At 34.8% G+C, this 13,700-nt stretch carries 15 protein-coding genes; 10 read left to right on the top strand and 5 right to left on the bottom strand.

Annotated elements, in window-relative coordinates; translation table 11 throughout:
* From L323_RS39920 to L323_RS39895, 9 genes are all read left to right on the top strand, one after another.
* Window positions 1-855, top strand: coding sequence for a phage tail family protein (locus L323_RS39920; RefSeq protein ID WP_020817294.1), 855 nt, complete (start codon window positions 1-3; stop codon window positions 853-855).
* A 1-nt stretch (window position 856) separates the two neighbouring features.
* Window positions 857-1,891, top strand: coding sequence for a siphovirus ReqiPepy6 Gp37-like family protein (locus L323_RS39915; protein WP_020817293.1), 1,035 nt, complete (start codon window positions 857-859; stop codon window positions 1,889-1,891).
* A 3-nt stretch (window positions 1,892-1,894) separates the two neighbouring features.
* Window positions 1,895-3,646: a glycine-rich domain-containing protein gene (locus L323_RS39910; RefSeq protein WP_020817292.1), complete on the top strand. Its 1,752-nt coding sequence runs from the start codon at window positions 1,895-1,897 to the stop codon at window positions 3,644-3,646.
* 11 nt (window positions 3,647-3,657) lie between these two features.
* Window positions 3,658-3,951: a hypothetical protein gene (locus tag L323_RS39905; protein ID WP_020817291.1), complete on the top strand. Its 294-nt coding sequence runs from the start codon at window positions 3,658-3,660 to the stop codon at window positions 3,949-3,951.
* 3 nt (window positions 3,952-3,954) lie between these two features.
* Window positions 3,955-4,071 carry an XkdX family protein gene (locus L323_RS41005; RefSeq protein ID WP_020817290.1) on the top strand — a complete coding sequence of 39 codons (117 nt, stop codon included), beginning with the start codon at window positions 3,955-3,957 and terminating at the stop codon, window positions 4,069-4,071.
* Window positions 4,064-4,396 carry a hypothetical protein gene (locus L323_RS0121310; RefSeq protein WP_020817289.1) on the top strand — a complete coding sequence of 111 codons (333 nt, stop codon included), beginning with the start codon at window positions 4,064-4,066 and terminating at the stop codon, window positions 4,394-4,396. Before L323_RS41005 ends, L323_RS0121310 begins: the two co-directional genes overlap by 8 nt.
* A 9-nt stretch (window positions 4,397-4,405) precedes the next feature.
* Entirely contained in the window at window positions 4,406-5,062 is a 657-nt protein-coding gene (locus L323_RS39900) for a hypothetical protein (RefSeq protein ID WP_020817288.1), read from the top strand.
* A gap of 15 nt (window positions 5,063-5,077) precedes the next feature.
* Complete coding sequence (locus L323_RS41465; protein WP_020817287.1) at window positions 5,078-5,251, top strand: hypothetical protein; 174 nt, start codon at window positions 5,078-5,080, stop codon at window positions 5,249-5,251.
* Between the two features lie 134 nt (window positions 5,252-5,385).
* Window positions 5,386-6,141: a DNA adenine methylase gene (locus L323_RS39895; RefSeq protein ID WP_020817286.1), complete on the top strand. Its 756-nt coding sequence runs from the start codon at window positions 5,386-5,388 to the stop codon at window positions 6,139-6,141.
* Between the two features lie 811 nt (window positions 6,142-6,952).
* On the opposite strand, the gene L323_RS39885 is transcribed toward L323_RS39895, so the two are convergent.
* Window positions 6,953-7,573, bottom strand: a complete 621-nt coding sequence (locus L323_RS39885) for a hypothetical protein (RefSeq protein ID WP_020817284.1) — start codon at window positions 7,571-7,573, stop codon at window positions 6,953-6,955.
* Window positions 7,574-7,811: 238 nt separating this feature from the next.
* Between L323_RS39885 and L323_RS39880 the strand changes: the two genes are divergently transcribed.
* Window positions 7,812-8,492 carry a helix-turn-helix transcriptional regulator gene (locus L323_RS39880; protein WP_020817283.1) on the top strand — a complete coding sequence of 227 codons (681 nt, stop codon included), beginning with the start codon at window positions 7,812-7,814 and terminating at the stop codon, window positions 8,490-8,492.
* A 217-nt stretch (window positions 8,493-8,709) separates the two neighbouring features.
* Here the strand turns inward: L323_RS39880 and L323_RS39875 are convergent, their stop codons facing one another.
* The 4 genes from L323_RS39875 to L323_RS39860 form a co-directional block, all read right to left on the bottom strand.
* The gene (locus L323_RS39875; protein ID WP_020817282.1) at window positions 8,710-9,327 is read right to left on the bottom strand and encodes a site-specific integrase; all 618 of its coding nucleotides are present in this window, start codon (window positions 9,325-9,327) and stop codon (window positions 8,710-8,712) included.
* Window positions 9,328-9,614: 287 nt separating this feature from the next.
* Window positions 9,615-10,790 (bottom strand): dockerin type I domain-containing protein, encoded by a 1,176-nt coding sequence (locus tag L323_RS39870; protein ID WP_020817281.1) that lies wholly within the window; start codon window positions 10,788-10,790, stop codon window positions 9,615-9,617.
* Between the two features lie 738 nt (window positions 10,791-11,528).
* Complete coding sequence (locus L323_RS39865) at window positions 11,529-12,080, bottom strand: hypothetical protein (RefSeq protein ID WP_020817280.1); 552 nt, start codon at window positions 12,078-12,080, stop codon at window positions 11,529-11,531.
* 162 nt (window positions 12,081-12,242) lie between these two features.
* Entirely contained in the window at window positions 12,243-13,556 is a 1,314-nt protein-coding gene (locus L323_RS39860) for a hypothetical protein (RefSeq protein ID WP_020817279.1), read from the bottom strand.
* Window positions 13,557-13,700 lie beyond the last annotated feature (144 nt).

Below are 13,700 nucleotides of genomic sequence, written 5' to 3'. Positions count from 1 at the left end.
ATGCCAAAGATATTAACATATATAAATAATAAGGGTCGAAGTATTAAAATAGGGTACTTCGATCCTTTTTATTTAGTCAACTTTGATGGAGGTACAAGTACCCCTAAGACAAAAATCAATACATCCAAAGGCTCGGGTCAGGACGGTGAAAGCTATATAGGCAGCACATTAGCAATGAGGAATATTGTTATTGATTTTCAGATTGAGAACAACTATTCAGCCAATAGGAATCTTCTATACAGTGTTTTTATCCCTAAGTCGGAAGGTACTCTGATATTTGAACAGGATAACATAAAGAGAAAAATTTCATGCAGAGTTGAAAGTCTTGAAATTAATGATAATAAAATTCTAAAGACCGCATCACTAAGTTTACTATGTCCAAGCCCATTTTGGGAGGATATCAACAGTATCCGTAATAATATTGCTTCCTGGTTGCCAGCATTTGAATTTCCACTTGAAATAATACCTAATGGAATTGAAATGGGCCAAAGACAATTGAGTCTTGTGGTCAATGTAATCAATTACGGAGACATACCACTTGGAATGGTAGTCGAATTTAAAGCTTTGGGAAGTGTGTTAAATCCGAGTATTTTTGATGTTTACAAGCAGCAGGAGCTTAAAATTAATATTGAAATGGAGGCCGGAGATATTATAACAGTAAGTACCCTATATGGAAAGAAAAGAGCAGAATTAAACAGATCAGGAATTATAACAAACGTGATTAATGCTCTTGATTCTGACAGCGTATTTCTGCAATTTGGGCCGGGAGATAATCTTATCAGGTACAACGCAGACCAAAACCTCAACAACTTGGAAGTATCAATTTACTATACTCCGGCCTATTTGGGGGTGTGATATGGAACTTTACATATATAACAGAAGCCTTGATTTAATTGGACTTATTGATGTGTTTGACAGTTTGAGGTGGCGGAGAAGGTATTTTCAGCCCGGAGAATTTGGACTTCATTTAAAGTACACTGCTGAAAATATGAAGCTACTTGAAGAGGACAATATAATTGCCCGGCGGGATGCAAATGAAGCCGGAATAATTGAGGGAATCAGTATAGATAAAGATGACCTTGCAGTTAAAGGACGTTTTTTATCGTCCCTCACTGAACGGCGAATCGTAATGAAGGAAACCGTGTTGAATACCACAGCTGAACTTGCCATGCGGACACTTGTAAGTAATATGAATTCAATACCGTTTCTGGAACTGGGAGAGCTAAAAAACTATACAGAAACAGTTGATTTGCAGATAACTTACAAAAATGTATGCACCACATTAACTAAAATCGCTCAGGTAAGCAATATCGGATACAGGGTTAGATTCGACAGAAAAGATAAAAAGCTTTTGTTTGAATGTTATCAGGGGATTAACAGAAGTGCAGCACAGAAAGTATATCCAAGGGCCATTTTCTCCGAAGAGTTTGAAAATGTAACCGATAGTAAATATTCTCTTGAAACTGAAAATTATAAGACAGTGGCTATAGTTGGCGGAGAGGGAGAAGGAACAGCCAGAATAATTGTTACGGTGGGAGATACAACAGGCCTTGAAAGACGGGAATTATTCGTTGATGCCAAGGACATACAAAAAGGTGATTTAACGGAGAATGTCTACAAGGCATTGTTAATCCAACGTGGAAATGAAGCTTTGGCTCAGTCAGTCAAAAATGAAACTTTTGAAAGCAATGTAAATTTTCAATCTAGTTTGGTATATAAAAAGGATTTTGACCTTGGAGATATTGTCACCTGTAGAAATCGAGCTTGGAACAAAGTCATTGATGTTCGTATAACCGAAATCGAAGAGGTATATGAAAACGGTATCATAACACTAACACCTACTTTCGGGAGTCCACTTCCGGAATTGAAGGATATATTGAAGGGGGAATAAACAGTGCAGAAAAGCAGTTTTTTTAACAGTATAAACGGGGACAGAAAATACAATGCCTCCGATTATGCTGCCTATTTCGGGAGCTTTATCGGTAACGGAGTGTATCCAAATCCGGGTAACAATTTAGCCGTGACAGCTTCAGGTGGAATGAACATTTCAGTCGCTGCTGGGAAAGCATGGATAAATGGATATTACTATGAAAATACCGGTACATTCAATATGTCAATAGATGTGGCTGACGGTGTATTAAAGAGAATTGACAGGATTGTATTGAGGCTGGATCATCTGAATAGGCAAATTGCTTTATCAGTTTTGAAAGGGACTCCGGCAAGTACACCAACAGCCCGAACATTGACAAGGAATGCAGATATATATGAACTTGCTATAGCTGACATCTTAATTAATAATGGAGACACCGCAATATTACAAGCAAACATTACAGATCAAAGATTGAACAGTGATTTATGTGGAATAGTTCATGGAACAGTAGAACAGGTAAATACTTCAGAAATTTTCAATCAATATCAGGCTGCACTAGATAGTTTTAAGAAAGAAAAAAATGAGGATTTTATAACATGGGTAGAGAACTTAAAGGATATCCTTGACGAAAATACTGCCGGTAATCTTTTAAATTTGATTAATGATAATACATCCAACCTTGACACTCATTTATCCGATTATGTGAGACAACCGTATAGTGGGAAAGTAGATAGTGATAGTACATCAACCGAATATAAAGTAACTCTTACTCCTCCGTTAACCGCATATGAAGATGGCCTACCAATAACTATAATACCGAATGTTGATTGCAGTGCATCACCAAAGTTAAATGTTAGTGGGTTAGGTGCAACACCGCTTTTAGATGCAGACGGTGTTGCATTAACAGAAGGAGCAATGAAAGCTAATAAGCCTTACAGTTTTGTGAGGGTAGGTAGCAATTTTTTTATTCGTAGTGGTAGCGGTGGTAAACCTTTGCAAGTTAACTATACAGGTTCATGTAAAATCGTTGCAGAAACAGCTACAAAAGGTTATATAGAATGTTATTCCTCAGGTACGCTTTCTTTCAGTGATAGACTTCCCCAAACTGTTGACGTATTCCTGGTAGGTGGAGGTGGCGGAGGTAGTAGTTCAGGGAATTCATATGTAGGTGGCGGTGGAGGGGCAGGAGGTTATACAAAGACTTTCTATAAGGTAAAACCCTCAACTCCTGTAACCATTACTGTAGGTGCAGGGGGCACAGCAGGCTCCACAGGTGGCTCAAGTACTTATACCTGGTTGACTTCAGCTTCTGGAGGTGGGGGTGCAACTTCCAGTAATGGAGCCAATGGTGGTTCTGCTGGAGGAGGAGGTATGATTTTATCATCTAGTACATGGTCTGCGGGTGGTGTAGCAGGTTCTAATGGTGGCAATGGTACTCCCGCATATTATATTAAAGGTTCTTCTGGTGCTGGCTCCAACGGTACGGGACAGGGCACACCAACTACTGATTTTTGGGGTAGGATACATGCCGGAGGTGGTGCTGGGGGAGCAGGGGGAAATACATCAACTGGTGTAGGAACGTCTGGAGACCCCGGGACATCATCTTTTACAGCTGGGTCTGGAAGTGCTGGTCAAACTGGTAGTGTAGGAGTCATGGGATGTGGTGGAGGTAATGGTGGTGGTGGCTACGGTGGAGGAGGTGGTGGCGGTGGCTACGGAAGTAGTACTAGAGGAACTGGTGGTAGTGGAATAGTAATTATACGATGGGGTTATTAGAGGAGGGTATCATGGAAAATCTAAGATGTGCGATACTAGCACAGGACGGAACAACTGTAGAAAATATTATTATAGCTGATCAATCATTTGCTTATTCAAATGGTCTTATCATTTGTGGAACCATTCCCGTTGCTATAGGAGATTCTTACAAGGACGGGTATTTTTATAGGGACGGTCAAAAACTTATTGTAGAGAAAACAGAAATTGAAAAGCTACAGAAAATGGTTGATACATTAATCTTGGACAATCTTAATATGCAGGCACAAATTGACACTCTAATCACATCAAATTTACAGGAGGTATAAAGTATGTTTGAAAGGTTGAATTACTTACATAAGGTAAATGAACTCACAGAAAAACAGCTTGATATTGCGGTATCAAAGGGGTGGATAACGGCAGAGGAAAAATCCAAAATAATTGGTTAACATAATACCTGAAATGATTACTCAGAAATGGGTAGTCCTTTTATATTTTAGGACAGAAAGAAGTGAGTCGATGGCAGGTGAATGTGGGTACCACTGTTTAAACGAAGAACGGATAAGAACATTGGAGCAAAACCATTCGGAAACAAAAGTTTACGTCAAAGCGATAAAGGAGGACTTAACCGAGATAAAGGCAGATATTAAAAAAAGAAACGAGAGCGACAACAAAGCTTGGTCGCCAATTATGTTAGAGCTTATAAAAGCCCTTACTACAGCAATAACCGTTATCGGTGCTATAGTAGGGGCTTTAAAATTTACGGGTAAATAGGAGGAAAACATGTTAACAAATATAGGGTTAGTTGAACACGTCAAAAAGGCATTAAATGAACGTTGGGGATATGTCCGGGGAACGTACGGACAGGTATTAACAGAATCTATCTTACAGGCAAAATTAAAGCAATGTGGGGATGATGTTGGGCGGTATTTGAATTTTATTAAAGGACATTACATAGAAAGACGAACAGCAGACTGTGTCAACCTTATCAAGTCATATCTATGGTGGGATTGGGGGAAAAACAATCCTGTTTACACAAGTAAATATGATGTGAACGCTGACGGAATGTACACGGCTGCAAAAGAAAAAGGGCCTATTAGTACTATTCCCGAAATATCAGGGGTATGTGTGTGGCACAAGGGACATATAGGAGTATACGTAGGCAACGGTCAAGTAATAGAAGCTCACGGGACAAAAGCAGGCGTAATAAAAACACCACTTAAAGGTTCAGGAGCTACACCATGGACACATTGGCTTAAATGCCCATACATACAATATGTAGTGCCTGAAATGACATATGGTGAGGCATTAAAAATCATATGTAATAAGGTTGATTCGCCGCTTGAATATTGGTTATCAAAACTGCCGGAAGATAAAGCAAAAAAGACCGTATCAAGTTTACCTGCATTATTTATTAAAATAGCCAATGCAATTAAATAAGGAGGATTGAGATCTATGAAAGAAAAAATTGCAAAACTAATAGATGTTAAAACTATAGTAACCTTTGCCCTTGTAGGTGCTGTGATAGGATTTACAGCAACGGACAGAATAGACCCAGAAAAGCTTGCATCTATGGCAACCATGGCAGTATCGTTTTTCTTTGCTGTAAAACTTAAGGATCAAAAATAAGGATATGAATACCCGGGACTAAAACTCCCGGGTAAAAAAATTTTACCATTTATACGAACATATGTTCTAAAAAATAGTATTAAAAATAAAAAACTTGGAGCAGGCATTTGCTCCTAATTAAGTGGAGGATATTTATGAATAGTTTTATCGGATGGATCGGCGGAAAGAATTGTTTGAAAAAGGAAATAACAAATAGATTCCCGGAAGGTATGAAAAGATACATAGAGGTTTTCGGAGGAGCGGCATGGGTGCTTTTCTACAAGGATTCTCATGCAGATATGGAAGTTTATAATGACTATAACAGTGAGCTTGTGAACCTGTTCAGATGTGTAAAGTATCATTGTGGTGGGCTACAGAGAGAGTTGCAATATTTTTTAAATTCTAGGGAGCTTTTTAATGATTTCAAATCACAATACAATGTGCAAGGCTTAACAGATATTCAGCGTGCGGCAAGATTCTTTATGATACTTAAAACCAGCTATGGTAGTAATCAGAGAACCTTTGGCTGTATGAAAAAGAATATTGCCAATATGACAGAATATCTGGACAGGATTAGTGAGAGACTGGCCGGAGTGATAGTGGAGAACAGAGACTTCGAAAACCTGATTAAAATATACGATAGGCCTGAAGCATTCTTCTATCTGGATCCGCCGTATTATGGAACAGAAAAGTATTATCAGGCTGAATTCAAAACGGAGGATCATGAAAGGCTTGCCAAAACCTTGAAAAGTATAAAAGGTAAATTTCTGCTGTCATACAATGACTGTGAGTATGTAAGGGAGCTTTACAGTGACTTTACTATTGAGGAAATTCAGAGGAATCATAATTTACTAAGTAGGTATGAGGGAAAGGAAAAGACGTACTGTGAGGTGTTGGTGAGGAATTATTGAGGATTAATTTAATTATATACATAGCACGTTGGAATATTACATTAAGGGAATAAATAAAAATATAGGGTTTCAACCCATTGCTTTTGGTTGAAACCCCACTTATACTTAATTTCTCTGTTATTTAAACGGAAACATCGTTTGTAAGCTTTCCATCTTTTGCAGTTATATATGGGTTTATATGCCTGAAGTCGCATTACCTTGATTATTTGAATTCTGCTGATAAATACAAGGTTCTGTTTTTTATACTTTATGAAGAATCAAAAAATATATTATAGTTTATATAAATTACTAATTAAATAAATCATCAAACATAACAAAAGAAGGGAATCACCAAAATCTATTTTTTTCTTAATGAAAAAATTCAATAACATATCAATAAAGCATAAAACTAATATAGAAACAATAAGCAAAGGATTTGAAAAGACTAATAAACAGATAGAAGCTATTATAATTATACTTATATTAAATACTATGCTTAGGAAGGCAATTACACTAAAACGGTTATTTACTAACATACATTTTATAGGATTGAAAATATTTGATATGAAAAGAACAGAACAACCAGCTAATATAGCTGATATATTTAAATAATAATTATCCCTTATAATTGCTGACGAAAAAAAGATTATGATTACAATAATTAATAATATACTTTTCACATTTAATTTGCCTCTCATATAATTTCACCATCCTATTTGAGTAATAATATATATTATATAGAATTTATTTCAAAAGTCTATATTCACTATCCAAATAAAATGAGTCCATAGGTATATTCCTTTTGGACTCATTCAGGCATTGATAACCGGTACTAGTTGTTATTTGCAGTAAAGGTACCTACACAACCCGTCGGATTATAAACATAAGTTGAACTCCAATCATCGTAAGCTGTATAAGGGTTATAAGAGATACCAGTATATGTGAAACCGGTACTAATCGCAATTCCATGTTTTCTAGATATTGCTTGAGCAAATCTAGCATCTGTTATAAATGAACATAAACCATTAAAAAAGTCATATGCAAGTATTGCGTTACCAATATATGGAACAAACTTTTTGGCAATAGTTGAACCTAATTTTTTAGTTAAACTTTCTAATACATATGAAATACCTTTATCTATAGCAAGCCTAGCTAAAGAGTATAAATCACTTGAGGTTAATTTGTTAGCTTGAATAAGTGCGAGTTGGTCATATGTAATATATACAATCTTTTGAGGACGTAATATTCCAGAGGCAGGAATATTATTGTTGACATTCCAGGTTCCTCCATAAGGCGCATACCATACACCCGAAGGCTCCGAAGGCAGAGATTGTATCGATGCTCCACCAAGTGTGCCCGAAGGCTGTATCGGAGCTGCACAAACAGGCAAACTTGAAAGTAACATACAAACTATTAACAAAAATGGAATAATAACTTTTTTAAAATATTTCATAAATACCTCCACTAATTATATTTTGAATTCAGTTACGGCCGCACGTATAATTCTTAGTTATTATATATTAACTAAGTGGGAAAAAATAGTGAATATTATTACCTTGATTTTATATAGAATTATCAATAAAATATCTACATTTATACCTAATATCGGATAATAATATAAGTATTTACAATATAATCCTTACGATGCTATAATGTTTGAAATGCTAAATTTAGAAGGGTGTATAGTACCAATGGATGTGGAAATAGTCAAAAACCTAATAAGTAGAGTATTTATCAATACTATTACAGAAATATCGAACACTAAGACTTTTCAAGATTTATGTGATGAAACGCTATTTTTGTTAAATGATAATAAATATACTAATATTGTTTCGTTAAAATACAGAAAATATAAGTTTATAAAGTTTAATATTGGAAGAGAACTAGAATGTAAAATCAATGATAATATCAATTCGTCAAAAAAAAGAAAATCGTTTTCAATAGATATATTGAGTGAAAAATATGGAAATATTATTTCAATGCCAGTACAGAAAACAAGTGGTGAAATGATATTATTTATTTCAATGGTTACATTCTCGGAGCCTAGCGATATTATTTTATTATTTTTGGAAATGTTAGTTAATAATTTTTATAGAAATTTTATAATTGAGTATATAATGGATACTTTAAAAGTACCAGTATATTTAAATACCAAAGTTTCGTTACAATTTAGTGATAAAGAAAGAAGAATAGTGGAGCTTCTAAAAGAAGGATATGAGGATAAACATATATGCAACGAATGCAATATTAGCATTTCTACATTAAGAAAATATATAAGCAATGTTTTTAATAATTTAGGGGTCAGAAATAGAACCGAGTTTGTTAATACATATAATATAATAAAAATTTTAGAGATATATGAATCAATGTAATATATTATTTGGTTGCATGGTTAAATGATAATCAGTTAAGGAGTTCATCTTAGGGAACATAATTACTACCTATGCTAAGCAATCTTTTTGTATTACTATAGGTACGAAAAGACTTCAATAATTTATCTAGAGTATATTTTATGCCTATACCCACTTATATCAGTTGTTATCTTTGACTGGTACGGTTCGCCTCCACCACAAATTAGCGGATTACAGGTCATTTGACATCCTTTTTGACATCCGATTTCCTAACAATCGTATCAAGGACGTCAGCTGGCCTGTTTTTCATATTATTTAATACATGTTGATATTTTTTAGTCATGTTGGTATCTGAATGGCCTAACCTTTCAGCCGATTCCTTATCTGAAATTCCTTTTTTCAACATCATGGTTGCATTGAAATGCCTGAGATCGTGGAAACGTGTGTGCGGTAGCCCTGCATTTTTTAATTTTCTTGTAAATCGTTTTCCATAATTACCACCATGCTCTGCAGCTCCATTTTTCCTAGGGTACACAAAATCAACATTTTTATTAATTGTCAAGCGTTCAATGACGTATGCAGGAGCCTTTATGCTTCGGTAGGATGTTCTTGTCTTAGTGGTTTTACTTATTACTTCGCCGTTTACGTGAACTTTTACTTTCCGGACATTGATTATGTGAGTATCAAAATTAATGTCATTCCATGTCAGTCCCATTATTTCGCTGGCTCTTAATCCACACAGACCAGCCAATAGGATTGGTATTTCTTCCTTTGTTCCAGTAACAACATCTAATAGTGCATTAAATTCATTTTCGTCATAGATGTAGTATTCATATTTATCAGTGTCTTTGGGCACCTTTATACCTTCACATGGGTTTGTTTTAATAGATTTATTCAATATTGCATATTTAAAAACTCCACCGACATCACCTAAGAAATTTCGGCATGTTTTTTCGGAATGTGTTTTAGAAAAATCGTTTATCATTTCTTGTATATGGAGAAGACGTATTGTGAGGTGCTGGTAAGGAATTATTATTAATAAATTAACTTAAAGTGATTACCTGGTTAAACGAAAAAGCATGAAAGATAAGGTACTCTTTCATGCTTAATTTATTTATGTTTCCTTATTGAAAAAGCTGTATTCTATACAGGGAAAGCTGATATACTACCAAGCAGATACTTTTTAAGCAATGCAAAGTCAATGGAGTCAACTTGGCCGTTTCTGTCCACATCAGCATTTTTAAGAGCATCTCCCGTAAGCGGTGTTATATTGAGCATATGCATTTTTAAGAGAGCATAATCTGTTGAGTCAACTGAACCATCGTTATTCAGATCACCCAAGGTTTGAACTGGTGCTATATCTTTAAACAAATCCGGTAATACGTTATAAATGTACTGATTAATCCAAGTCCATGCATGTGTACCACCATTTGCAACCATAAAATAGAAATTTCCGTTTTTTATGTCAGATGAATATACGAAAGTATCTGTTAGTTTTTTCATTGCATCTATCTGGGGTTTCATATTAGGATATGCAATATCGTCACTGCCTGTAGCACAGAACAGTTTGAAGTCATGTGGTGCTTTATAACCGGCTTTCTTTGCAACATCTGCCAGATACTGTGCTGTTTCCGTTGGTTTACTGCTTCCGGCTGTCGAACCTAAAGCCCAACAGTCACCGCTATAAGGCATAAAATATTTAATATAGTCAAGGCAGTTGATATATGTATACCAGGTACATACCGAACCCATTGAGAATCCACCAAATGCCCTGTGATCTCTGGAAGACTTCATATCAGCAGTGCTTTTTGATTTTAAATAGGTATTATATTTGGTTTCAACCAAAGGAATAAGTGTAGTGCTTAATTCCTGAGGAAAACCAGCAACATCATTATTACCTTTGTAAAATGAAGGTGTAACAACTATAACCGGTTCAATATCTCCCTTTGCAATCATATTATCAATTATTACCTTTAATTCCTTGTTCTGACCCGGTCCGCCGAATAATAAATTCTCATCTTCGCCGCCACCGTGCATCAGATATACAACATTATACTTTTTAGAAGTATCAGACTGATTATATCCGTTAGGAAGATAGACGTTAAAATATTTTGTATCATTACCGAAATTGTAGCTTAACCTTTCAATAGTACCTTGCTTTGAACTAGTCATTTTGTACTCATAAGGAAGCGGTTTGAAAACTTTATCACTAGCATCAGCTGCAGATACCGATATATTAGCAGTAGACACCACGCTGAGGGTCATGATACTCGACAGAACAAAACACAAGCTCTTTTTAAAACCTTTTTTCCAAAACATGATACATCCTCCTTTAAAATTAAATGAAATTGTTACTTCCCACTCCTTAGTATCAAGGCTCAATATAAATATTTTATTTGTGCCCTTCTTTTTATATATGGAAAAATGTAGAAGTTTGAAAATATAGGAGTAGTTTATAATTATTATATAATATTCTGTGAAAATATACACCAACAATTTACATTATATCAATCTATAGGAAATAACATAAAGGTTCCCGGAAGGAGCAAAAAGATACATAGAGGTTTTTGGCGGAGCTGCATTGGTGCTTTTCTACAACGATTCCCATAAGATATGGAAATTTATAATGACTATAACAGTGAGCTTATGAACCTGTTTCAGATGTGTAAAGTATCACTGTGGACAAGCTGCAGAGAGTTGCAATATTTTTAAATTCTAGAGCTTTTTAATGATTCACAATACAATCTGCAAGGTTTAGCAGATATTCAGCGAGTGGCAAGATTCTTTATAATACTCAAAACCAACTACGGTAGTAACCGGAGAACTTTTGGCTGTATGAAAAAGAATATTGTCAATATACCAGAATATCTGGATGGATTAGTGAAAAACTGGCCGGAGTGATAGTGGAGAACAGAGACTAAAATCTGAGGTTTTATTATAATTTTCCTCTGTATATTATTGGCTTCCCCTGATAATTTTATTTTTAAAGCAAATGAAAAAAACCGCATACAGACAGGTTCAGGTTGATTCAGACGTCTAAACCTTTTTGTTGTGCTATTATCTGAGAAGTTTACCTGCTTTATCATAAAAAAGATATTCTGCATTGGTGGCTTCGATTGGATATTTGAGTACTGTCAGCGAGGGGGTGGATTTGATCTCCTTATATATTGGTTTTCCATCATCCACAGTCATCTTTATCCTGGATAATTCAGGATTCATACTGAGAATAACCAAATAACGCTCAAACCCTAATTCATATTTTTCGTCCTTTAAATCAATATACTGGATATATGTATCTAAGGCTCTTTTCATAAGCCTATCAAATCTATTAACACTTATTAATTCAAACCGTGAATTAATATCCTGTTTTAACACGGAAAACCCACACTTATCACTGCCAACTTCTATGAAACCGGCTATTTTATAGTCTAAGACTTCATAAGTATCAAAAATCCCTATTTTTGTTTTATCTTTATATTGTTTAGACAGAGTCTTTTCAATAAGCTTAGACATATCAGTACTTTTATCCGGCATGCTATTGATTATTGCAGATATTAAAGCAACAAATATTATAGTGATTATAATGAGTTTTGACCTTCTCTTAATCATTTAACACCCCCGAAGTTGAGTAGAGATACAAATACATCAACTCTGTTTTATTATACCAGAATTTCCATATAATTATATACCTATTTTCAATCTAGATTCTGTGTAATAAAAGAGGCCACATTACTGTGACCCCTTACTACTTGCTTTTATGTGAGTATGTTATCAGGTAATTGATACTGATACATCGTGATCAAAATAAAGTGGATATACATCAAGAGTAGCTGCATTGAGAATGTTTATATGCCATCTTGATTTTAATGTTTGTGCTGAACGAGTTGTGTTTCCATAATCTCTTAATGCTGAGCGAACCATAAAATAATGTCCCTCCTGGGTAAGTCTGAAACCGCTATCCATTTCAGTATTAATGCTGCGGGTATAATCTCCGTTTACACCGTTTAGATATGAATTATATAATCCATCTATATCAACTGAACCCACATCAGAAAATGATACAGGTATACTGTACGAGAGACTTAACAATCCATAAGTTACACTTATGCTTGCAGAAAGATCACCAGCAAATGCACTTTTTTGCACAAGTCCATCTATCTTTGTACTTTTCCATGCGGTATACGGAATAGAGGTCTGGTCAAGACTTAATGCATCAACATGAAGACACGATTCAGAATCCGAATTAAGGTTTGTATTAACACTGTATCTACATGTCTTATCAGTAACTTTCAGTGTATAATATTCATAAGTTTCCTGTCCTACAGGGACATTACTATAATCCACATTTGTAAGCCATTTGATAGTATGGGTCTCATTTTCCCCCATATTATTAAAAGACTTAGTGCAATACCAATTTTTTGTATTAGATGTAGACATAATTGATATATCACTTTTGACTTCTCCACTATATGATTCTATTGGCTTAAACTGAGTAGCTGCCCAGGCACCTAGCATTGTGTTCTTAGGAAGATTGGAGATAAATTGCTCGTCAAAAGTAGGTTTAAAATTAAAAGCCTCAAAAAATATGTAGTCACGAGTATCAGAACCGTTTACTTTTAGATAAATCTTTAGGAGCGACGAAGGTTTAGAATTCTTTTGTTCTTTATAGCTCTTAAAGTACATGCTGGATTCCGAAATGTTTTTTTCATATGAAAAATTAATAATTGAATATTTAGGATCAGAAGATTTACCTGTAAAAAAAACTGCATTGCTATTTTCACTTCTTCCAGCAGGAATACCGTTAAACGTAACATCAGCACCATTTATATTTGTAAAAACATTCATGGAATTATCAGGGTTTATACTGATTTTAAGTTTCGTGTCTTGTTTTACATTTTTGTTGCCATCAATAACATCATTGTTTAAGTTTGTACCATTCTCATTTACATCTTTAACATATGCGGTTTTGGCAAGAATGACTTGAGTATCGGCTTTTTCAGCATCAATATTGGTCGCGAATATTGTTTGGCTCATACCTACCATGATACTTATTGCTAAGAAAGTACTTAAAATCTTTTTGAACATAATGTTCTCCTAACGTTTATTTTTTTATTTTGAAAACCCTGCAGGTGTTTTTCCAGACTTAAATATTCTATAAGTAGAACTTTATAGTATGATACTATAAAAAACAAAAGTTTTTCCTCAATACTTTACACACTAATAATATGT

The organism is Ruminiclostridium papyrosolvens C7 (genome assembly GCF_000421965.1).
In the GTDB taxonomy this organism is placed as follows: Bacteria; Bacillota; Clostridia; order Acetivibrionales; family DSM-1351; genus Ruminiclostridium; species Ruminiclostridium papyrosolvens_A.
The sequence above is the reverse complement of the archived record's forward strand: the minus strand, read 5'-3'. Positions and strand labels throughout refer to the sequence as shown.

Bases quoted from the DNA above. Each gene is read 5' to 3' on its own strand.
- L323_RS39920 (WP_020817294.1), top strand. From the start codon at position 1: ATGCCAAAGATATTAACATATATAAATAATAAGGGTCGAAGTATTAAA.
- L323_RS39915 (WP_020817293.1), top strand. From the start codon at position 857: ATGGAACTTTACATATATAACAGAAGCCTTGATTTAATTGGACTTATT.
- L323_RS39905 (WP_020817291.1), top strand. From the start codon at position 3,658: ATGGAAAATCTAAGATGTGCGATACTAGCACAGGACGGAACAACTGTA.
- L323_RS41005 (WP_020817290.1), top strand. From the start codon at position 3,955: ATGTTTGAAAGGTTGAATTACTTACATAAGGTAAATGAACTCACAGAA.
- L323_RS39900 (WP_020817288.1), top strand. From the start codon at position 4,406: ATGTTAACAAATATAGGGTTAGTTGAACACGTCAAAAAGGCATTAAAT.
- L323_RS41465 (WP_020817287.1), top strand. From the start codon at position 5,078: ATGAAAGAAAAAATTGCAAAACTAATAGATGTTAAAACTATAGTAACC.
- L323_RS39895 (WP_020817286.1), top strand. From the start codon at position 5,386: ATGAATAGTTTTATCGGATGGATCGGCGGAAAGAATTGTTTGAAAAAG.
- L323_RS39885 (WP_020817284.1), bottom strand. From the start codon at position 7,573: ATGAAATATTTTAAAAAAGTTATTATTCCATTTTTGTTAATAGTTTGT.
- L323_RS39880 (WP_020817283.1), top strand. From the start codon at position 7,812: ATGGATGTGGAAATAGTCAAAAACCTAATAAGTAGAGTATTTATCAAT.
- L323_RS39870 (WP_020817281.1), bottom strand. From the start codon at position 10,790: ATGTTTTGGAAAAAAGGTTTTAAAAAGAGCTTGTGTTTTGTTCTGTCG.
- L323_RS39865 (WP_020817280.1), bottom strand. From the start codon at position 12,080: ATGATTAAGAGAAGGTCAAAACTCATTATAATCACTATAATATTTGTT.
- L323_RS39860 (WP_020817279.1), bottom strand. From the start codon at position 13,556: ATGTTCAAAAAGATTTTAAGTACTTTCTTAGCAATAAGTATCATGGTA.